19 protein-coding genes and 1 tRNA gene are annotated in these 18,395 nt (G+C 63.2%); 5 read left to right on the top strand and 15 right to left on the bottom strand.

The genetic code is table 11. The annotated features are described in order from the left end of the window. Nucleotides 1-162: 162 nt before the first annotated feature. The 11 genes from RCH14_RS18520 to RCH14_RS18470 form a co-directional block, all read right to left on the bottom strand. Nucleotides 163-951 (bottom strand): histidine kinase, encoded by a 789-nt coding sequence (locus RCH14_RS18520; protein ID WP_343027576.1) that lies wholly within the window; start codon nt 949-951, stop codon nt 163-165. Between the two features lie 385 nt (nt 952-1,336). Further along, the gene (locus RCH14_RS18515; RefSeq protein WP_343027575.1) at nt 1,337-1,957 is read right to left on the bottom strand and encodes an N-methyl-D-aspartate receptor NMDAR2C subunit; all 621 of its coding nucleotides are present in this window, start codon (nt 1,955-1,957) and stop codon (nt 1,337-1,339) included. 50 nt (nt 1,958-2,007) lie between these two features. After that, on the bottom strand, nt 2,008-2,436 hold the full coding sequence (locus RCH14_RS18510) for an STY0301 family protein (protein ID WP_343027574.1): 429 nt from the start codon (nt 2,434-2,436) through the stop codon (nt 2,008-2,010). A 156-nt stretch (nt 2,437-2,592) separates the two neighbouring features. Then, nucleotides 2,593-4,056 (bottom strand): ribonuclease G, encoded by a 1,464-nt coding sequence (gene rng / locus RCH14_RS18505; RefSeq protein WP_343027573.1) that lies wholly within the window; start codon nt 4,054-4,056, stop codon nt 2,593-2,595. Between the two features lie 78 nt (nt 4,057-4,134). Beyond that, entirely contained in the window at nt 4,135-4,752 is a 618-nt protein-coding gene (locus RCH14_RS18500; protein ID WP_343027572.1) for a Maf family protein, read from the bottom strand. Nucleotides 4,753-4,810: 58 nt separating this feature from the next. Then, nucleotides 4,811-5,281: a 23S rRNA (pseudouridine(1915)-N(3))-methyltransferase RlmH gene (gene rlmH, locus RCH14_RS18495; RefSeq protein ID WP_183556438.1), complete on the bottom strand. Its 471-nt coding sequence runs from the start codon at nt 5,279-5,281 to the stop codon at nt 4,811-4,813. Nucleotides 5,282-5,287: 6 nt separating this feature from the next. Then, nucleotides 5,288-6,016: a ribosome silencing factor gene (gene rsfS / locus RCH14_RS18490; RefSeq protein ID WP_343027571.1), complete on the bottom strand. Its 729-nt coding sequence runs from the start codon at nt 6,014-6,016 to the stop codon at nt 5,288-5,290. Next, on the bottom strand, nt 6,016-6,681 hold the full coding sequence (locus RCH14_RS18485; protein WP_343027570.1) for a nicotinate-nucleotide adenylyltransferase: 666 nt from the start codon (nt 6,679-6,681) through the stop codon (nt 6,016-6,018). Before RCH14_RS18485 ends, rsfS begins: the two co-directional genes overlap by 1 nt. Continuing rightward, the gene (gene hemF, locus RCH14_RS18480; RefSeq protein WP_343027569.1) at nt 6,678-7,589 is read right to left on the bottom strand and encodes an oxygen-dependent coproporphyrinogen oxidase; all 912 of its coding nucleotides are present in this window, start codon (nt 7,587-7,589) and stop codon (nt 6,678-6,680) included. The genes RCH14_RS18485 and hemF overlap by 4 nt, the downstream gene beginning before the upstream one ends. 132 nt (nt 7,590-7,721) lie before the next feature. After that, a complete protein-coding gene (gene purD, locus RCH14_RS18475; protein WP_343027568.1) occupies nt 7,722-8,987 on the bottom strand; it encodes a phosphoribosylamine--glycine ligase in 1,266 nt (421 codons plus the stop codon). A gap of 13 nt (nt 8,988-9,000) precedes the next feature. Further along, a complete protein-coding gene (locus RCH14_RS18470) occupies nt 9,001-9,726 on the bottom strand; it encodes a YebC/PmpR family DNA-binding transcriptional regulator (RefSeq protein ID WP_343027567.1) in 726 nt (241 codons plus the stop codon). 187 nt (nt 9,727-9,913) lie between these two features. Here RCH14_RS18470 and RCH14_RS18465 point away from each other — a divergent pair, with 187 nt between their 5' ends. Both RCH14_RS18465 and RCH14_RS18460 read left to right on the top strand, forming a co-directional pair. Continuing rightward, complete coding sequence (locus tag RCH14_RS18465; protein ID WP_343027566.1) at nt 9,914-10,891, top strand: quinone oxidoreductase; 978 nt, start codon at nt 9,914-9,916, stop codon at nt 10,889-10,891. Then, nucleotides 10,888-11,040, top strand: coding sequence for a hypothetical protein (locus RCH14_RS18460; RefSeq protein ID WP_343027565.1), 153 nt, complete (start codon nt 10,888-10,890; stop codon nt 11,038-11,040). Before RCH14_RS18465 ends, RCH14_RS18460 begins: the two co-directional genes overlap by 4 nt. A gap of 70 nt (nt 11,041-11,110) precedes the next feature. On the opposite strand, the gene RCH14_RS18455 is transcribed toward RCH14_RS18460, so the two are convergent. Then, the gene (locus tag RCH14_RS18455) at nt 11,111-11,764 is read right to left on the bottom strand and encodes a DUF4136 domain-containing protein (RefSeq protein WP_343027564.1); all 654 of its coding nucleotides are present in this window, start codon (nt 11,762-11,764) and stop codon (nt 11,111-11,113) included. Nucleotides 11,765-11,952: 188 nt separating this feature from the next. On the opposite strand from RCH14_RS18455, the gene pepN reads away from it, so the two are divergent. The 3 genes from pepN (at nt 11,953) to RCH14_RS18440 (ending at nt 15,876) form a co-directional block, all read left to right on the top strand. Continuing rightward, nucleotides 11,953-14,610, top strand: coding sequence for an aminopeptidase N (gene pepN, locus RCH14_RS18450; protein ID WP_343027563.1), 2,658 nt, complete (start codon nt 11,953-11,955; stop codon nt 14,608-14,610). Nucleotides 14,611-14,637: 27 nt separating this feature from the next. Then, nucleotides 14,638-15,639 carry a class 1 fructose-bisphosphatase gene (locus tag RCH14_RS18445; protein WP_343027562.1) on the top strand — a complete coding sequence of 334 codons (1,002 nt, stop codon included), beginning with the start codon at nt 14,638-14,640 and terminating at the stop codon, nt 15,637-15,639. A 161-nt stretch (nt 15,640-15,800) separates the two neighbouring features. After that, nucleotides 15,801-15,876: transfer RNA gene (locus tag RCH14_RS18440), tRNA-Thr, on the top strand. A 91-nt stretch (nt 15,877-15,967) separates the two neighbouring features. On the opposite strand, the gene RCH14_RS18435 is transcribed toward RCH14_RS18440, so the two are convergent. The 3 genes from RCH14_RS18435 to RCH14_RS18425 form a co-directional block, all read right to left on the bottom strand. Then, nucleotides 15,968-16,345 carry a hypothetical protein gene (locus RCH14_RS18435; protein WP_343027561.1) on the bottom strand — a complete coding sequence of 126 codons (378 nt, stop codon included), beginning with the start codon at nt 16,343-16,345 and terminating at the stop codon, nt 15,968-15,970. Next, on the bottom strand, nt 16,342-16,791 hold the full coding sequence (locus RCH14_RS18430) for a hypothetical protein (protein ID WP_343027560.1): 450 nt from the start codon (nt 16,789-16,791) through the stop codon (nt 16,342-16,344). The genes RCH14_RS18435 and RCH14_RS18430 overlap by 4 nt, the downstream gene beginning before the upstream one ends. A 287-nt stretch (nt 16,792-17,078) precedes the next feature. Continuing rightward, on the bottom strand, nt 17,079-18,266 hold the full coding sequence (locus RCH14_RS18425) for a DUF2325 domain-containing protein (protein ID WP_343027559.1): 1,188 nt from the start codon (nt 18,264-18,266) through the stop codon (nt 17,079-17,081). Nucleotides 18,267-18,395 lie beyond the last annotated feature (129 nt).

Raw genomic sequence — 18,395 nt, 5'->3', positions numbered from 1 at the left:
TGAGGTCACACACACACACGAGGATCAGTATTAAATTATTTCTATGATATCGATCAGGATTTTCAATCGATGACTTGCTTCAAAATAAAGAAGATATTCGTGCGGCATTGATGCAGATGGGACGAAGGGTGCAGCATTGCAATAAGCGGTGTCGGCATGCCACTAGGTCAGCCGACCGATACCTTTCAAGCCTCCTTGCGACGACGTCAATGGCAGGCGCACGACAAGGCACGCGCCTTGTAGATGGGCACTGTCGACGACCAGCGTGCCGCCATATGCGCTAACTTGCTCCTGCTGCGTCGCCAGGCCAAAGCTGCCCGACTTGCGTGGCGCCTGCGGAGTGAATCCGACGCCGTTGTCGCTGATGCTGAGTTCTAGCATGTCCTCATTGGCTGCCAGGTGCAGCTGAACGCGGCTGGCAAGCGAATGACGACACACGTTGTCGAGCGACTCTCGCAGCACGCGGTATAAGCTCAGCACGATGGCTTCGTCGATCTGCAGATCGTCGAGACGCCCGTCAGCCTGCACATCGCACACAATGCCACTTGCACGCGTGAACTTGCACGCCTCGATCTCCAGCGTGGCCACGACGCCCAGCTCAAGGCCGGCAGGCCGTAGCTCGCTCAGCAGGTGTTTGACCGTGCGCAGCGTCTCGTCGATGTTGCCCAGCGCCGCGCTCACCCAATCGTGCAGGGAGCCATGGCGGTCATCGGTTTGCTGGTGCAGGGTGACGATGTCGAGCCGCAAGGCCAGCAGGTTCTGGCCAAGGCAATCGTGGATCTCGCGCGAGATCCGCTTGCGCTCGGCCTCACTGCTGGCGCGCTGGTGGGCCAGTAAGGCATGCAGTTGCTGCTCGGATGTGCGTAACGACGCTTCGGAATGCTGGCAGGCGATGATCTTGTCGACCAGCGCCTGGTTGACGAGCATCTGCCCTTCGGTAAGGTGTCGCATGGACGCTTCGAGGCCGTCATCGGCAACCACGTCGGCATAGCACGATGGCGCCAACGGATCGCGTAGTTGGTCAGGTGCTTTGCTGTGACGATTGCGAAGTGAGTTTGGCATAGCAATCACCGAAGGTTTACGCGCGAAAAAGGAATGCGTTTTTCTGCTACCTGTTGTGAGACGCTAAGTATTTTGCTGACGCAAGTCAAGCGAAACTGATGGGAACGCACGCAGAATCACGCGCGCATGTGGCGTGCGTGTTCGATTCGCGGGCGGCAGCCAAGGCGCACCATGCATCTTGGATGGACTGGCTCTCAATAGGTTTGCAGGCGCGTTCGTCAAGCAGGCTGCAATCGATCTGGATCAACTTTGGCGTTGGTTGATGGATCGTTGATCAGAGTGACGAGACGGCCTTGGCCAGATTTTCCCTGGCGTGCTGCGCCAGGCGCTGCCGGGCGGCTGGCGTCGTGTAAATCTGTTCGCGGTCGAGAAAGCCTTGCAGTACGGCGCGGCGCTTGACGGCGTACACCTCTGGCGGCACCCATGCGTATTCGGCGTTGATCTGCTGCGTGTACTGGGCAAAGCGCGCGGCGGGCGCGCCCAGTATCGCCAGGTCGATGTCAACCAGCAAAGCCTGGTCCGGCGAGGCGGGCAGGGCGGTGTGGCAGGTGGCCATGATCAGGTCATGCACGCGCTGGCAGCGGACCGGATCGACGCCGCCGGCCGCCAATGCTTCGGTGGCCCAGTGCGCCGAGCGCGCTTCGTTAGCGTGGCCTTGCACGTCGTAGACGGCGTCGTGGAACCACAGGGCCAGCTCGATATCGGCAGGCTGTTCGGCATGCGCGCGCAGCGTGTCGAACAGCGCCAGGCACTCGCCGAGGTGTTGCAGCGTGTGGTAGTGGCGCTGGGGCTCATCCCACGCGCGCAGCAATTGCTCGCACAAGCCGGTGGGCGGGGTCAGTTCCAGGGCCGCCCAAGTTGCGAGCCAGCGCGCCACATTACGTTGGTGGGGCATCAATGATGAATGCGTCAGTTAAACACCTTGTTCTTGGGAAGTGCACCACGCTAACGACATCTGACATCGACCTGAGTCTCTCCGGCATGGGCGCCTTTCTTGCCTGTTACTGTGCATGTGGTGATCTCATCAGGTAGCCGTTTTGCCAACGAAACCTCACCGAACGCACCATAGTCCCACCTGAGCCATTTACCATCAGGATAGTGACCATCCAGTGCGTATGTGCGTTTCCAAGCTGTTTTGGTTTTTGTGGCGTCGCGTTCACGAATCAAGCCGAGCCGTTCTGGCGGGCCGTCGGCCGGGGCAGCGCTGCTCAAGTACAGCGGCGAAGCGACAAATGGTGTCCACTCATGACCGGGCGCGGCCAGGCGAAGAGATGCTTCATGGATCGATTGCGGACAGACATAGCTTGTTGGCGCTGCGTAGGCCATGAGGTGGGCCGCCAACAAAGCTGCTGCGACTGCATATTGAATTTTCATGGTTCAGTCGATCACGAAAAATACATCTGCATTGCAGGAAGGGCGATCAATCTGCCACGGCTACCGTACCCCTCCTACGGATAGAGCGCCTACCAATGGTCGCCTTTACATCTAGTCATACGTACACATAAGATTTTGATGTGATGTCGCGATTTCCTACATCAAAATCACGTCGTACTGTTCCTGGTGATACCCCTTCTCGACCTGCAGCGAAATGCGCTTGCCGATGAAGTCCCCCAGCATGGCCAAGTGCTGCGATTCTTCTTCCAGGAACAAATCGATGACCTCTTGCGAGGCGACGATGCGGAACTCGCGCGGATTGAACTGCTTGGCCTCGCGCAGCAGTTCGCGCAGGATTTCGTAGCAGATCGTGCGGCTGGTTTTCACCTGGCCCTTGCCGGAGCAGGCGGGGCACGGTTCGCACAGGATGTGGGCCAGCGATTCGCGCGTGCGCTTCCTCGTCATTTCCACCAGGCCCAGCGCCGAGAAATTACTCACGGATACCTTGGTGCGGTCGCGCGCCAGGGTTTTCTTCAGCTCGGCGAGCACCTGGTTGCGGTGTTCGCTGTTCTCCATATCGATGAAGTCGAGGATGATGATGCCGCCCAGATTGCGCAGGCGCAGCTGGCGCGCGATGGCGTGCGCCGATTCGAGGTTCGTCTTGAAAATGGTGTCGGCAAAATTGCGTCCGCCAACGTAGCCGCCCGTGTTGACGTCGATGGTCGTCATCGCCTCGGTCTGGTCGACGATCAGGTAGCCGCCCGATTTCAGGTCGACGCGCCGCCCGAGCGCGCGCAGGATTTCTTCTTCGACGCCGTACAGGTCGAACAGCGGCCGCTCGCCCGTGTAGTGGGCCATGCGCGAGAGCACGCTCGGCGTGTAGACCTGCGCGAATTCGACGAGTTTCAGGTAGTTCTCGCGCGAGTCGACCTGGATGGTGGCGGTTTCGTCGTGCACGAAGTCGCGCAGCACGCGCTGGGCCAGCGACAGGTCTTGATAGAGCAGCGTGGTCGGCGGCCGGGTGCGGGCGCCCTGGACAATGGCGCCCCAGGTCTTGCGCAGGTAGTCGACGTCGGCCGCCAGGTCGTCATCCGGCGCTTCTTCGGCCATCGTGCGCACGATGTAGCCGCCTTTTTCGTCCGGCGGCAGCATGCCTTGCAGGCGCGTACGCAGGCGTTCGCGCTCGCTTTCCTTTTCGATTTTTTGCGAAATGCCGATGTGCTGGTCTTGCGGCAGGTACACCAGCATCCGGCCGGCAATCGAGATCTGGGTCGACAGGCGCGCACCCTTGGTGCCGATCGGGTCCTTGATGACCTGGACCGTCAGTACCTGGCCGTCGAACAGCAGCTTTTCAATGGCGGTCGGAGCAACGTTGGTGCCGTCGTGGCTGCGCGCTTCCCAGATGTCGGCCACGTGCAGAAAGGCGGCGCGTTCCAGGCCGATGTCGATGAAGGCCGACTGCATGCCCGGCAGCACGCGCACGACCTTGCCCAGATAGACATTCCCCGCCAACCCACGCGTGAGCGTGCGCTCGATGTGCAGTTCTTGCACCGCGCCTTGCAGTACCAGCGCAACGCGTGTTTCCTGCGGCGTGATGTTGATGAGAATATCTTCGTTCATGGACCCGGCCGCACGTATTGTTCAGGGTGATCATGATACACGCTCGCGGCGCATCGCCGGGGCGGGAAGGCGATCAATTCAGACCGTGAGGCCCGCCTTGCGCAGCAAACTGGCGGTCTCGAACAGGGGCAGGCCCATGATGCCCGAGTGGCTGCCTTCGATGTGCTCGATGAACAGCGCCGCCGGGCCCTGGATGCCGTAGCCGCCGGCCTTGTCGTAGGGCTCGGGCGTGGCGCAGTAAGCCTGGATCTGTTCTGGCGTGAGCTTCGCAAAGCGTACGTTCGAAACCTGCGTGACCTGCTCGGCCACGCGCTCGGTGTGCACGGCGACGGAGGTCAGCACTTGGTGCGTGCGGCCCGACAGGCGCTCGAGCATGGCGATGGCTTCGCGCTGATCGGCTGGCTTGCCGAGAATCTCGCCATCGATCGTGACGGTGGTGTCGGCGGTCAGGATGGGGCGTAGCGGCTGGCGCCGTTGGAGCAGCAGGTTGAAGGCAAACGCGCCCTTTGCCCTGGCGACGCGCGCTACATAGTGGTGCACGTCTTCGTCCGACAGCACGTCTTCGCTGACGTCGACCGCGCGGCCCGGATCGCTGCGCAGCAGCATCAGCTCGAAATCGACGCCGATCTGGCGCAGCAATTCGCGTCGGCGCGGGCTTTTCGAAGCGAGGTAGATCTTGTTCTGGTTGTTTCTCATCGACTCGGACGATCAGGAAAAGCAGTCAGGCCTACAAATAATGACTGCACGAGCACATTCAGACCCGATGGTAAGGGTGGTTCTGGGTAATCGACCAGGCGCGATACAGCTGCTCGGCCAGCATCACCCGCACCATACCGTGCGGCAGCGTCATGCTGGAAATACGGATCAAGCCCTCGGCGCGCGCCTTGAGCTCGGGATCGAGACCATCGGCGCCACCGATCAGGAACGCCGTGTCGCGCCCGTCACGTTGCCAGGTTTCCAGCTGCTGTGACAGACCGACGCTGGTCAGGTCGCGGCCGCGCTCGTCGAGCGCGATGATGCGTACGCCCTTGGGCAAGACCGCTTCGATGCGCTCGCGTTCGAGCGCCATCGCCGTGGCGGCGGTCTTGCTGCCGGAGCGCTCGACCGGCTTGATTTCCTTGAGCACGATGCGCAGCTCGGGTGGCATGCGCTTCGTGTACTCGGTAAAACCCGACTCGATCCAGGCCGGCATCTTGTGACCGACCGCGGCAATGATCAATTGCATGGACGCTTACTCGACATCCTTCTTGATACGACGGATCACTTTCTTGACCGGCGCTTCGACCGCTGGCGCTTCTTTCGGCGCGGCAGCTTTCACGGCGCGCTTTGGCGGCTTGGCCTTGGTCGCTTCGACAGCAGCGGTCTCGGTCTTGCTCGGGCCGACCTTCACGGTCTTGCCGCTTGGGACAGCCTTGGCAGCGACCTTTTTTGCAGCCGGCTTCTTGGTGGCAGCAGGGCCTTCGGCAGCGATGGTCTTGGCGACGGTGGCGGCGCGCTTGGCGACAGGCTTGCGCTCGTTGACCGGCTTGGCCTCGACCTTGTCCTGGTTGGCGGCAAGGTGCTTCGACTTTGGCTTGGCGGCGTCGGCTTCGGTGCCTTCGACGGTCGACTTGCGCTTGGCGGCGCCCAGCTTGACCGGCTTTTCGCCCCAGATTTCTTCGAGGCGGTAGTACTGGCGAATGGCCGGCTGCATGATGTGGACGATGATGTCGCCCAGATCGACCAGCACCCACTCACCGGTGTCTCCGCCTTCCATGCCGATGACGTCGCCGCCGGCAGCCTTGACCTTGTCGCGCACCGATGCGGCCAGCGACTTGGTCTGGCGGTTCGAGGTGCCCGAGACGACCACGATGCGGTCGAACAGGCTGGTCAGGTGCGTCGTGTCGAACATGGTGATGTCCTGGCCCTTGACATCTTCCAGGGCGTCGACGACGAGGGTTTGCAGTTTCTTGAGATCCATTAGTTTTTGTACAGGTTATGTTGTTGAATATAGTCTAGCACTTGCGCCATTGCGAGCGCGTTTGCGTCCGCTTCCAGGCCCGCGTGCAAGGCCGCACGAATGCGGCTTGACGAAATGTCGACGTCCAGCGTCGGTGCGAGGCAAACTTTTCCGTGGCTGCTTGCGCGCACGGTGTCGGGCGTCGCAAGGCGCGTCGACAATTCTTGTGCCACCGGTGGCGGCAATGTTTCTTGCGCCAGGTCGTAACCCGGGCGCGTGGCCACACCCAAATTGGCCAGCGCGAACAGTTCGCGCCATTCATTCCAGGTATCCAGATTGCGCAGCTGGTCGGCGCCCATCAGGAAGACGATCGATGCCTGCGGGCCGAGTTCCCGGCGCAGCGCGCGCAGGGTCTCGACCGTGTAGGTCGGCGTCGTGCGTTCGATTTCCTGCAGGTCGAACACGACCTTCAGCTTGTCGTTGTTTAGTGGCCCGAACGCCAGTTCGAGCATCGCGATGCGATGCGCGTCGCCGGCTTCCAGGCCGTTCTTTTGCCACGGTCGGCCGGCCGGCAGGATGCGCAATTCGTCCGCCTGCAGCAAGCCGCAAAACAATTGGCCCAGCGCGACGTGGCCGCGGTGCACCGGATCGAAGCTGCCGCCCAGCACGGCGATGCAAGCCGTCACGGCGCGAGCCAGTCCCGGTGCGGCAAAAAGTCGGTCGCCAGGCGCGCTTCCGGGCTGCCCGGCTCGGGCTGCCAATCGTAGCGCCATTTCACGATCGGCGGCATCGACATCAGGATCGCCTCGGTGCGCCCGCCCGACTGCAGGCCGAACAGCGTGCCGCGGTCCCACACCAGGTTGAACTCGACATAGCGGCCGCGCCGGTAGGCCTGGAAATCGCGCTCGCGCTCGCCGTACGGCTGGTCCTTGCGGCGTTCCAAAATCGGCAGGTAGGCCGTGGTGAAGCTGTTGCCCACGCTTTGCATCAGCGCGCACGACTGGTCGAACCCCAGTTCGTTCAGGTCATCGAAAAAGATGCCGCCCACGCCGCGCGCTTCCTTGCGGTGCTTCAGATAAAAATACTCGTCGCACCAGTTCTTGAAGCGCGGGTGCAGCGTCGGGCCGAACGGTGCCAGGGCGTCGTGGCAGCTCTGGTGGAAGTGGCGCGCGTCGCCCTCGTCGCCGTAATACGGCGTGAGATCCATGCCGCCGCCGAACCACCAGACCGGTTCTTCCCCGGACGCGGTCGCTTCAAAAAACCGCACGTTCATGTGCACCGTTGGCGCATACGGATTACGCGGATGCAGCACCAGCGACACGCCCATTGCTTCCCAGGCGCGGCCGGCCAGTTCGGGGCGCACGGCGCTGGCCGACGGGGGCAGGGCGGCGCCCATCACGTGCGAGAAGTTCACGCCGCCGCGCTCGAACACATTGCCTTCTTCGATCAGGCGCGAGATGCCGCCGCCGCCTTCGGGACGCGCCCACGCATCGCGCAGGAACGGCTTGCCATCGACCTGTTCGAGGTCCTGGACAATGCGTGCCTGGAGGTCGAGCAACCAGGCCTTGATGGCTGCGCTATGAAGGGATGGCATGAAGCGATCGCGGTCGGGAAATGAAAAGAGCGCAGATTGTACACCTGCGCACGTGGTGGTTACCGGTTGTGGCATTGGCGGCACTGGCGGACGGGTTCGTCCACCAGCGCGCGCGCTTGCTTGCCTGGTCGCTTATTTAATCCCGCGCCAGCCGATGTCGCGCCGGTACTGCGCGCCATTGAAGTGGATCTTCTCGACCGTTTCGTACGCGCGCTTCTGTGCCATCCGGACGCTGTCGCCCAGACCCACGACGCATAGCACCCGCCCGCCATTGGCTTGCAGCGTGCCGCCCACGACGCGCGTGCCGGCGTGGAAGGTGACGCATTCGGGTGCTTCCGGCGGGATGCCGTCGATCACGTCGCCCTTGCGCGGACTGTCGGGATAGCCGGCGGCGGCCATCACGACGCCCACGGCGGTGCGGCGGTCCCATTCGAGTTCGACCGTGTCGAGCGTGCCGTTGCAGGCGTGTTCGAGCACGGTGGCGAAGTCGCTTTTCAGGCGCGCCATGATCGGCTGGGTTTCCGGGTCGCCCATGCGGCAATTAAATTCCAGTGTGCGCGGATTGCCATCGGCATCGATCATCAGGCCCGCGTACAGGAAGCCCGTGAACGGAATGCCGTCGCGCGCCATGCCCTGGATGGTCGGGTTGATGATCTCGCGCATCACGCGTGCATGCATCGACGGCGTGACGATCGGCGCCGGCGAGTACGCCCCCATGCCGCCCGTGTTCGGGCCCTGGTCGTGGTCCTTCAGGCGCTTGTGGTCCTGGCTCGTGGCCAGCGCCAGCACGTTCTTGCCGTCGCACATGACGATGAAGCTGGCTTCTTCGCCGGCCAGGAATTCTTCGATGACGATGCGCGCGCCGGCGTCGCCAAAGGCGTTATCGGCCAGCATGTGCTCGACGGCGCCGTGCGCTTCGTCGAGCGTCATCGCCACGACGACGCCCTTGCCGGCAGCCAGGCCGTCGGCCTTGATGACGATCGGCGCGCCATTGGCGTCGATGTAGGCGTGGGCCGCGGCCGCGTCCGAGAAGGTTTCGTACTTGGCGGTCGGGATGCCGTGGCGCTGCATGAACGACTTGGCGAAATCCTTCGAGCTTTCGAGCTGGGCTGCTTCGCGGGTGGGGCCGAAGATCTTCAGGCCGCGCGAGCGGAACAGGTTGACGATGCCGGCGGCCAGCGGTACTTCGGGGCCCACCAGCGTGAGCGCGATGTGCTCGGCCACGACGAAGTCGGCCAGCGCCTGCGGCTCGTGCAGGTCGACCGTCACCAGGCGCGTGTCGAGCTCGGTGCCGCCGTTGCCGGGGGCGACGAAGACCGTCTGGGCGCGTTCCGATTGGGCCAGTTTCCACGCCAGAGCGTGTTCGCGGCCGCCCGAGCCGACTACGAGAATTTTCATATTGCCTACCAGGTTATTCGTCGATCACGGCGTTGGTGAATACTTCCTGGACGTCGTCCAGGTTTTCCAGTGCATCGAGCAGCTTCTGCATCTTGATTGCGTCGTCGCCCGTAAACACCGTTTCGGTGGCGGGTTTCATGATGACTTCGGCCACTTCGGCCTTGAAGCCGGCCGCTTCGAGTGCTTCTTTCACGCCGGCGAAGGCGTGCGGATCGCACAGCACTTCGAAGCCGCCTTCGTCGTCGGCCGCGACATCGTCGGCGCCGGCCTCGAGCGCCGCTTCCATCAGCTTGTCTTCGTCCACGCCCGGTGCGAACAGGAACTGGCCCGTGTGCTGGAACATGAACGCGACCGAGCCTTCGGTGCCCATATTGCCGCCGTTCTTGCTGAATGCGTGGCGCACTTCGGCCACGGTGCGTACGCGGTTGTCGGTCAGGCACTCGACGATGATCGCCGCGCCGCCGATGCCGTAGCCTTCATAGCGCACTTCTTCGTAGTTGACGCCCTCGAGCTCGCCCGAACCGCGCTGGATGGCGCGCGTGACGTTATCTTTCGGCATATTCGCATCAGCCGCCTTCTCGACCGCCAGGCGCAGGCGCGGATTGGACGGGATGTCGCTGCCGCCCATGCGCGCGGCGACGGTGATTTCCTTGATCAGGCGCGTCCAGATCTTGCCGCGCTTGGCGTCAGTTGCGGCCTTTTTGTGCTTGATATTGGCCCATTTGCTGTGTCCAGCCATGTCGAGAATTCCTTAGACGGTATGCAAGAGTGGCCGACATTCTAGCATAGCGCCCCCTTGCAAAAAGGTCGGAGGGCCATCAAGCCACGGTCAAGAATCGGCATGGAAACAACAGTCTTGCGCGCCAGCGCTTTCGCCGGCGGCGGGCATGAATACGGTATTCTTGGTGCACACAAAGGAGAACCACATGCACGCCAAAGCAATCCGCATCGCCGCCAATGGCGGCCCCGAGGTGATGGAGTATGTCGATGTCGCCGTGGGCGCGCCCGGCCCGGGCGAGATCCTGCTGCGCCAGCACGCGATCGGCCTGAACTTCATCGACGTGTACTTTCGCACCGGCCTGTATCCGCAGCCGCTGCCCGGCGGCCTGGGCAAGGAAGGTGCGGGCGTGGTCGAGGCGGTGGGCGAGGGCGTGACCAATGTGCAGCCGGGCGACCGCGTCGCCTACGCTGGCGGTCCCAACGGCGCCTACGCCGACCTGCGCGTGCTGCCGGCAGCGGTCGTGGTCAAGCTGCCAGACGCAATCTCGTTCGAGACCGCGGCGGCCATGATGCTGCAGGGCCTGACGGTGCAATACCTGTTTCGCTCGACCTACCCGCTGCAGGCGGGCCAGACGATCCTGTTTCACGCTGCGGCCGGCGGCGTGGGCCTGATCGCCTGCCAGTGGGCGCGCGCCCTTGGCGTGCAGCTGATCGGCACCGTCGGCTCGACCGAGAAGGGCGAACTGGCGCTGGCGCACGGCGCGGCGCACGTCATCAACTACAACGACGAAGACATCGTGGCGCGTGTGCGTGAGATCACGGGCGGGGCCGGTGTGCCGGTGGTGTACGACTCGGTGGGCAAGGACACGTTTGCCGCGTCGCTCGACTGCCTGCAGCGGCGCGGCCTGATGGTCAGCTTCGGCAATGCCTCGGGCGCCGTGGAACCCTTCACGCCCGGCGAATTGGCCCGGCGCGGTTCTCTGTACATCACGCGCCCGACCCTGTTCGACTACATGACCAACCAGCAGGAAGCCGAGACGATGTCGGCCGAGCTGTTCGAGATGGTCACGAGCGGCGAGGTGAGTATCAACGTCAACCAGACCTTCCCGCTGGCGCAGGCGGCTGACGCGCACCGCGCGCTCGAGTCGCGCCGCACCACCGGCTCGACGGTGTTGTTGCCATGAGGGATACCCGTGACGAGGCGCCGTTCACGCCGCCCTCACCGCCGGCAAACGACGGTTCGCCGAAGTTCGGGCGGCTGCTGGTCGTGCTGCTGCTGGCCTTGCTACTGGTCGTGGCGATCACGTTCGGGTCGGAGGCGTATTTCAGCTAGCGCTGACCATGCGGACGTAAAAAAGGCCAGGCAGCGTTGCCTGGCCCTCGCCGGATCCTTCAAGGGGCCATCAGGCGCCCGGTTCTTTTGTTACCACCACGCGGCGCGCCACGCCCGACTGGCCGGGGAAGCCCTCGAACGCGCTTTGCACCAGCGCCGGCATGACGTCGGGTGTCGACATGGTGCGGCTCGTGTTGTGAACGGTCACTTCGAACAGGCGCTTGCCGTCGCGTGACGACTTGATCGCCACCTGCAGTTCGCGCCGGTACTGGTGCTCGATCGACGTCTGGTACGACGGGTACGGGCCCCAGAACGGATCGTAGAACGGGCTGTACCAGCCGCCCCAGTAGCGGCGGTTGAAGCCGCCGCGGTAGCCGCCATAGCCGAAGCGCGCACTCGGATAGAAATACGGCGTCATCAACGGTTCGATCACGCGCACCGGCACCTCGGTGGTGGTAAAGCGCATCGCCACGGTCAGCGCCGGCGTGGCGCCGTCGGCATCGCGGAAGCCCTGGCGCGCCAGCTGGCCACGCACCAGTTCCTGGTAGCTGCGCCACTCGAGGGTATCGTCCTGCGGCGACGGCACTTCAAACACATAGCTCTTGTCGGCAATCTGCGCCGGCCATTGGTGGAACGTGGTGACATCGCTGCGGATGCTCGTCGCGCAGCCGCCCAGCAGCAACGCGAACGCGGTGCCCAGAGCAATCGTGATGAAGCGTTTCATGCAAATCTCCCGTTTGTCTTGTCGGTTTTTCCCCGATCATCAAGATTACCGCTTGTTTGGAATTGGCGGAGCCACTTTTACACCCGGTTACCGTGCCTACAAAGCGATACATGGCAATTCGTCGGCGGCGATCCAAAAGCTTGTTGGTAAAATAAGCCCCTCATCCACTGTGTCAGCCCAAGCCCACCATGCGCACCGATACGCCCCAGACCATCTTCCGCAAGGACTATACCCCGCCCAGCTATCTGGTGGATACCGTCGAACTCGGCTTCGACCTGGACCCGGCGCGCACCGTCGTGGCCAGCCGTCTCACGCTGCGGCGCAATCCGGCCGCCACCACGCGCGGCATCGAACTGCATGGTGAAGACATTGAGCTGGTGGCGCTGCGCCTGAATGGCAAGCTGCTGGGCAAGCGTGACTACACGCTGGCCAACAACCTGCTGACGATCCGCTCGGCGCCCGATGACGTGGTGCTCGAAATCGAAACGCTGTGCGCGCCTGACAAGAACACGACGCTGAGCGGCTTGTATGTGTCCAACGGCAACTTCTTCACGCAGTGCGAAGCCGAGGGCTTTCGCCGCATCACGTTCTTCCCGGACCGTCCGGACGTGATGGCCAAGTTCACCGTGATGCTGCGCGCCGACAAGGCCCGCTATCCGGTGCTGCTGTCCAACGGCAATCTGCTCGAACAAGGCGACCTGGACGATGGCCGCCACTATGCAATGTGGGAAGACCCGTTCAAGAAGCCGTCGTACCTGTTCGCCCTCGTCGCCGCGCAACTGGTCTGCCAGGAAGAAACCTTCCGCCTGGCCGATGGCCGCGACGCGCTGCTGCAGGTGTGGGTCGAGGACGGCAATCTGGACAAGACCGACTACGCGATGCAGTCGCTCAAGCACAGCATCCGCTGGGACGAAGAAAAATACGGGCTCGAACTCGACCTGGACCGCTTCATGATCGTCGCCACGAACGACTTCAATATGGGCGCGATGGAAAACAAGGGCCTGAACATCTTCAACACCAAGTTCGTGCTGGCCAACCCGCGCGTGGCCACCGACATCGACTTCCAGGGCATCGAGGCCGTGGTGGCGCACGAATACTTCCACAACTGGACCGGCAACCGCGTAACGTGCCGCGACTGGTTCCAGTTGTCGCTCAAAGAAGGCCTGACGGTATTTCGTGACCAGGAATTCACGGCCGACATGATCGGCACCGCCACCGGGCGCGCCGTGACCCGCATCGACCAGGTACGCACGCTGCGCCAGGCCCAGTTCCCCGAAGACGCTGGCCCGATGGCGCACCCGGTGCGGCCCGACTCGTTTGTCGAGATCAACAATTTCTACACGGTGACGGTGTACGAAAAGGGTGCCGAAGTCGTGCGCATGTACCAGACGCTGTTCGGCGTCGACGGTTTCCGCAAGGGCATGGACCTGTACTTCGCGCGCCATGACGAGCAGGCCGTCGAATGCGACGACTTCCGCCGCGCGATGGCCGACGCCAACAAGCGCGAACTGGCCCAGTTCGAGCGCTGGTACAGCCAGGCCGGCACGCCAGTGCTGCGCTTCGACGGGCGCTGGGACAAGGCCGCACAGACCTACACGCTCACGCTGGCCCAGTCGTGCCCGGGCACGCCCGGCCAGACCGAGAAACTGCCGTTCCATATTCCGGTGGCGGTCGGCCTGCTCGACGCCGCCGGCGCCGACATGCCGCTCGTCGTCGATGGCGCGCAGCGCGGCACGACCGCCGTGCTCGAACTGACCGAGGCCGAGCAGACCTTCGTCTTCACGGGCGTGAGCGAGCAACCGGTGGCCTCGGTGCTGCGCGACTTTTCGGCGCCGGTCATCCTGCAGGGCGGCTACACCGATGCCGACCTGCTGCACCTGTTCAGCCACGACAGCGACCCGGTCAACCGCTGGGAAGCGGGCCAGCGCCTGGCCATGGAACGCCTGCTGAAACTCACCGGCGAAGCGGGTAGCAAGGACGATGCCGCCGCGAGCCTGAACCTGGACGAGACCTTTGTCGAGGCGCTGCGCAAGATCCTGGTCGACGAGACGCGCGATCCGGCCTTCCGCGAGCAGTGCCTGACGCTGCCATCCGAATCGATGGTGGCCGAGCAGCTCGAGTGCGTCGATCCGCTGGCCGTGCACATCGCGCGCCAGTTCGTGCGCGCCGACCTTGGCGCGCGCCTGCGCAGTGAGCTCATGGCCCAGTACGCCGCCAACGCCACGCCCGGCCCCTACAGCCCGGACGCCGCTTCGGCCGGCAAGCGCGCCCTCAAAAACCTGGCACTGGCCTACCTGAACGCCGCGCCGGACGCCGCCAGCGTCGCACTGGCGCAGCGCCAGTTCGATGAGGCAGACAATATGACCGACCGCGCCGCGGCACTGGGCGCCCTGGTCGCCGCGCGCGTGCCGCAGGCGGCCGACGCACTGGCCGTGTTCTATGACGAATTCCAGAACGAAGCGCTGGTCGTGGACAAATGGTTCGCGATGCAGGCGTCAAGCCCGGCCACGGATCTGGCGGCGGTGCGCGCGCTGATGACGCACCCGGCCTTCACGCTGCGTAACCCGAACCGCGCGCGCAGCCTGGTTTCGATGTTCTGCGTGAACAATCCGGTGCAGTTCCATGCGCCGGACGGCAGCGGCTACGCCTTCTGGGCCGAGCAGGTCATCGCACTCGACGCGCTCAACCCGCAAGTGGCCAGCCGCCTGGCGCGCGCGATGGACCGCTGGCGCCGTTATGCGCCGGCGCTGCAGTGGCAGATGCGCGAAGCCTTGCAGAAGGTGGCGGGGCAGGTCAAGCTGTCGAACGACGTGCGCGAAATCGTCGGCAAGGCGCTGGCCAACTAAACACATTCAACACAACCTGAGGAATCCATGAAACGCGTAAGTCTGACGCAGTACCTGGTGGAAGAGCAACGCCAGCACCAGAGCATCAATGCGGAGTTGCGCCTGCTGATCGAAGTCGTGGCCCGCGCCTGCAAGCGCATCAGCTATGCGGTGAGCAAGGGCGCGCTGGGCGAAGTGCTCGGCAGCGCCGACACCGAAAACATCCAGGGCGAAGTGCAGAAAAAGCTCGACGTGATCTCCAACGAGATCCTGCTCGAAGCGAACGAGTGGGGCGGCCACCTGGCCGCGATGGCGTCCGAAGAAATGGAAACCATCCGCCAGATCCCGAGCCGCTATCCGAAGGGCGAATTCCTGCTGCTGTTCGACCCACTGGATGGCTCGTCGAACATCGACGTCAACGTGTCGATCGGCACGATCTTCTCGGTGCTGAAAGCCCCGGAAGGCATGCAGGACCCGACCGAGCAAGACTTTTTGCAGGCCGGCAGCACGCAGGTGGCCGCCGGTTACGCCGTGTACGGCCCGCAGACGATGCTGGTGCTCACCACCGGCAATGGCGTGCATTGCTTCACGCTCGACCGCGAGCAGGGTTCGTGGGTGCTGACCCAGAGCGATATGCAGATTCCGGCAGCCACCAAGGAATTCGCGATCAATATGTCGAACCAGCGCCACTGGCACCCGCCGGTCCAGCGTTACGTCGACGAGCTGCTGCTAGGGTCCACCGGCCCGCGCGGCAAGGACTTCAATATGCGCTGGGTCGCCTCGATGGTGGCCGACGTGCACCGCATCCTGACCCGCGGCGGCGTCTTCATGTACCCGGCCGACCTGCGCGACACGAGCATGCCAGGCAAGCTGCGCCTGATGTACGAAGCCAATCCGATGGCGATGATCGTCGAGCAGGCCGGCGGCGCGGCCACCGACGGCAAGGGCCGCATCCTCGATATCCAGCCGACCAAGCTGCACCAGCGCGTGCCGGTGTTCCTGGGCTCGAAGGAAGAAGTGGATGTCGTTACGGGCTATCACGCGGCCTGATGGCGCGTCTGATCGTCTGCGTATAAATTAGGCAAACCGGAAATCTTGCGACAGGGACGCGATACACACTAGCAAGGTTGCCGGTTTGTTTGCTAGAATACGGCTCTTTCGTGAGCGACGGTTTGTTTGTCGGGCATGATGGAAGGCGAAGCACAGGTTTCGCCGCTGTAGCTCAGTCGGTAGAGCAGCGCATTCGTAATGCGAAGGTCACCAGTTCGATTCCGGTCAGCGGCACCAAAATTAGTTAGTCAGATCAAAGGGTTACAGGCTTCGGCCGGTAACCCTTTTTTCTTTTCCCTGCACTTCGTCTGATCGTGTAACCACTCGGTCAGCAGGTCAGCCCTCGCATGCTTCTCCCTGTCCGAAGATCAAGGCCGACGTAGCACGAGTACCCTTCGCTCTTCGTCCAGATGCAGCCAAGATCGCCTTTGCCGCGTTCCCGCTGGTCAGGCCCGGCGCCACAGGCGTGCTTGATGTCGGCGCCAAGATGGTCGAACAAATCCCTGGCAAGTGGCCCTGTCACCATCAACGATAATTTCCTGTCCTTGTCCGTCGGTGGGGTCGAGTCGCCGAGGCTGCCGCCGTACATGTAAAAATCTCCGGTGAGTGGTTTGGCCAGGTACCGGCTTTGGCTCTTGCTTTCGCCAGCAGAGGCGACTGAAGCCAGCGCAATAGCCCCAGCAAGACAGGTCAAGCGAACGTTCATGGCCGCTCCCAAAGTCCGATGTGAAGATGATCATCATGGTCACGCCATGGCTTTACAAGCGAACCGCACACCTCGCGCACCTTGGCGTCGTTGAAGCAGATGAGCTTGACGAGCGGGTGCCGTAAAAACAGGCTGACCAGTTTGATCGTAGCCACCTGATCGTAGATCGCGTCCCGGTACGAGCACCGGGCAGCCTGACCGACCAGCTTGTCTTTGCGGACCGGGCGGATGTCCATGTCGCTGCCCTTCATGTGGGTGGCGTGGTCGAACCTGAGTCCGCCCGCCACACTGATATTCCCGATGCCAAATTTTCGGTCATCGATTGCCTGCCACTCGCGTTCAACCTGAAATATCACGGTCAGCATAGTGGGGTGGGCGTATTGGGCCAGATGACCAGTGCCGGGCACGCCTTTGATATTGCCGCTTTCGTCCCCTTGGCAGATCACAGGCCATTGATGGAGTCTTGCAGCAGGCCGTCGATCGATTTCATCGCGTTGGCCTTCCGGGTTGCTGGCATGGGATGTATGCGGATGAGGATCAGAGCAATATCGTCATACTTGCAATAGAAATAACACTCGCGTGGTGATCACCCCGGTCGACGTGACCTGGATCTGCATGATGCGTACCGCCAGCACAGGAGTTCTGGGTGCGGCCTGATGCAGGCGTACTTCACGAAGCGCGCGCCGCGCAATCCTATGGTGGAGGCGATCCGTGTGCTGGCTGACGTCAGCTGTTAACTAGCTTGGGTCTCTTCGGTCGCGGCTTCCTGCAGGCCGCGCGCCATGCCCGACACGCTCGGGTTGTCGACGAACACACAGCGTTTGCCATGGCGCTTGCAATGGTCCTTCACGCGCCAGTAGGCGCTGTGGCTGATGCAGCCGGTCTGGCAAATCACCAGGTCGGCGGCGGCCAGGCTCGCATCGAGCTGGCTGCTGCTGTCTTCCAGGCCGCCGTCGTGGTGCGCGAACTGGGCACCGACTTGCTCGATCATCGTCCGGTAGATCGGCACGCTGCTGCTGCGCCCGCCCACGCACAGCACGGCGCGGTTGTGCAGCCGTACCGGCATCGCAACGGGGACGGCGACCGGTTCCGGCACCCGCTCGGGTACCGCCTCGGCATCGGGTGCGGCCGCGCGCAATGTCTTCAGTTCAGCGACCTGCGCACGCAGGGCCTGCTCGCGCATTTCAAGTTGTGCGATGCGCTCGGCCATGCGTTCGCGGGTGTCGAGGTCGGGGACGCTGGCTTGCAGGCGCGCCAGCTCGGCGCGCAGGGTAGCGACATCGCCGTCCCGGGCAATGGTGGCGGCGCGCGCCGTCATCAAGTGCTGCTCGTGGCGCTCGGCATCCAGCGCTTTTTCGTGCGTCAACGCATTGCAGCGTTCCTGCAAGCGGACGACCTCGCGCTCAAGCCGGGTATGGTCGGCAACGATCGCATTGAACTTGTTGATGTCGGCGCGGGCGCAGGCGCCGGCCTGGTGCTGCACCATGTGGATATCACGGCACATCTTCTCTTCGAGCGCCACGGTGCAGCGCGGATGCGACAGCCCGGCCCAGAACGCACCAGCCACATCGCCCGCCGCAACGGCCGCCGCCCACAGCGCGTCGACCTGCTCGGTGGTCTTGGCCGCGCGGAAGCGCTGGACATGCTGCGCATAGCGGCGTTCGAGTTCCTTCTGGACTGCATCGGCCACGGGCGTGCGCAATGCGCATTCGCTGACGGTGCCGACATGGATGTCATAGTCATCATGCAGCACTTTCCCGCCCGTCACCTTCTCGACCAGCTTGCGCAACCCATTCAGCGGCAACCCCACGCCCACCAGCGGACAATGCGACGCATGCGACAACTCCCAGACGCGCCGCCGGCGCGAGCTCTGCGCGCCATCGTTGGAGCAGGGTACGGTCGAAGCATGTTTGTCGCACATGGCAGATCCTTTGGCACAGAAAATGGCAGGAGGACAGTGTCCTCCATCAAATGATAATGATAATGATTCTCATTCATTCTAGCGCAGTCTGCGCTTCGTGCAAGCAGAATTTACAACGCCCTTACTATT

Origin of the sequence: Massilia sp. MP_M2, from assembly GCF_039123635.1 — a bacterium.
Classification (GTDB): domain Bacteria; phylum Pseudomonadota; class Gammaproteobacteria; order Burkholderiales; family Burkholderiaceae_D; genus Telluria.
This window is presented reverse-complemented; position numbering and strand designations above follow the sequence as displayed.

Coding starts and splice junctions, on each gene's coding strand:
- RCH14_RS18520 (WP_343027576.1), bottom strand. CDS start 951: ATGCGACACCTTACCGAAGGGCAGATGCTCGTCAACCAGGCGCTGGTC.
- RCH14_RS18515 (WP_343027575.1), bottom strand. CDS start 1,957: ATGCCCCACCAACGTAATGTGGCGCGCTGGCTCGCAACTTGGGCGGCC.
- RCH14_RS18510 (WP_343027574.1), bottom strand. CDS start 2,436: ATGAAAATTCAATATGCAGTCGCAGCAGCTTTGTTGGCGGCCCACCTC.
- rng (WP_343027573.1), bottom strand. CDS start 4,056: ATGAACGAAGATATTCTCATCAACATCACGCCGCAGGAAACACGCGTT.
- RCH14_RS18500 (WP_343027572.1), bottom strand. CDS start 4,752: ATGAGAAACAACCAGAACAAGATCTACCTCGCTTCGAAAAGCCCGCGC.
- rlmH (WP_183556438.1), bottom strand. CDS start 5,281: ATGCAATTGATCATTGCCGCGGTCGGTCACAAGATGCCGGCCTGGATC.
- rsfS (WP_343027571.1), bottom strand. CDS start 6,016: ATGGATCTCAAGAAACTGCAAACCCTCGTCGTCGACGCCCTGGAAGAT.
- hemF (WP_343027569.1), bottom strand. CDS start 7,589: ATGCCATCCCTTCATAGCGCAGCCATCAAGGCCTGGTTGCTCGACCTC.
- purD (WP_343027568.1), bottom strand. CDS start 8,987: ATGAAAATTCTCGTAGTCGGCTCGGGCGGCCGCGAACACGCTCTGGCG.
- RCH14_RS18470 (WP_343027567.1), bottom strand. CDS start 9,726: ATGGCTGGACACAGCAAATGGGCCAATATCAAGCACAAAAAGGCCGCA.
- RCH14_RS18465 (WP_343027566.1), top strand. CDS start 9,914: ATGCACGCCAAAGCAATCCGCATCGCCGCCAATGGCGGCCCCGAGGTG.
- RCH14_RS18460 (WP_343027565.1), top strand. CDS start 10,888: ATGAGGGATACCCGTGACGAGGCGCCGTTCACGCCGCCCTCACCGCCG.
- RCH14_RS18455 (WP_343027564.1), bottom strand. CDS start 11,764: ATGAAACGCTTCATCACGATTGCTCTGGGCACCGCGTTCGCGTTGCTG.
- pepN (WP_343027563.1), top strand. CDS start 11,953: ATGCGCACCGATACGCCCCAGACCATCTTCCGCAAGGACTATACCCCG.
- RCH14_RS18445 (WP_343027562.1), top strand. CDS start 14,638: ATGAAACGCGTAAGTCTGACGCAGTACCTGGTGGAAGAGCAACGCCAG.
- RCH14_RS18435 (WP_343027561.1), bottom strand. CDS start 16,345: ATGAACGTTCGCTTGACCTGTCTTGCTGGGGCTATTGCGCTGGCTTCA.
- RCH14_RS18425 (WP_343027559.1), bottom strand. CDS start 18,266: ATGTGCGACAAACATGCTTCGACCGTACCCTGCTCCAACGATGGCGCG.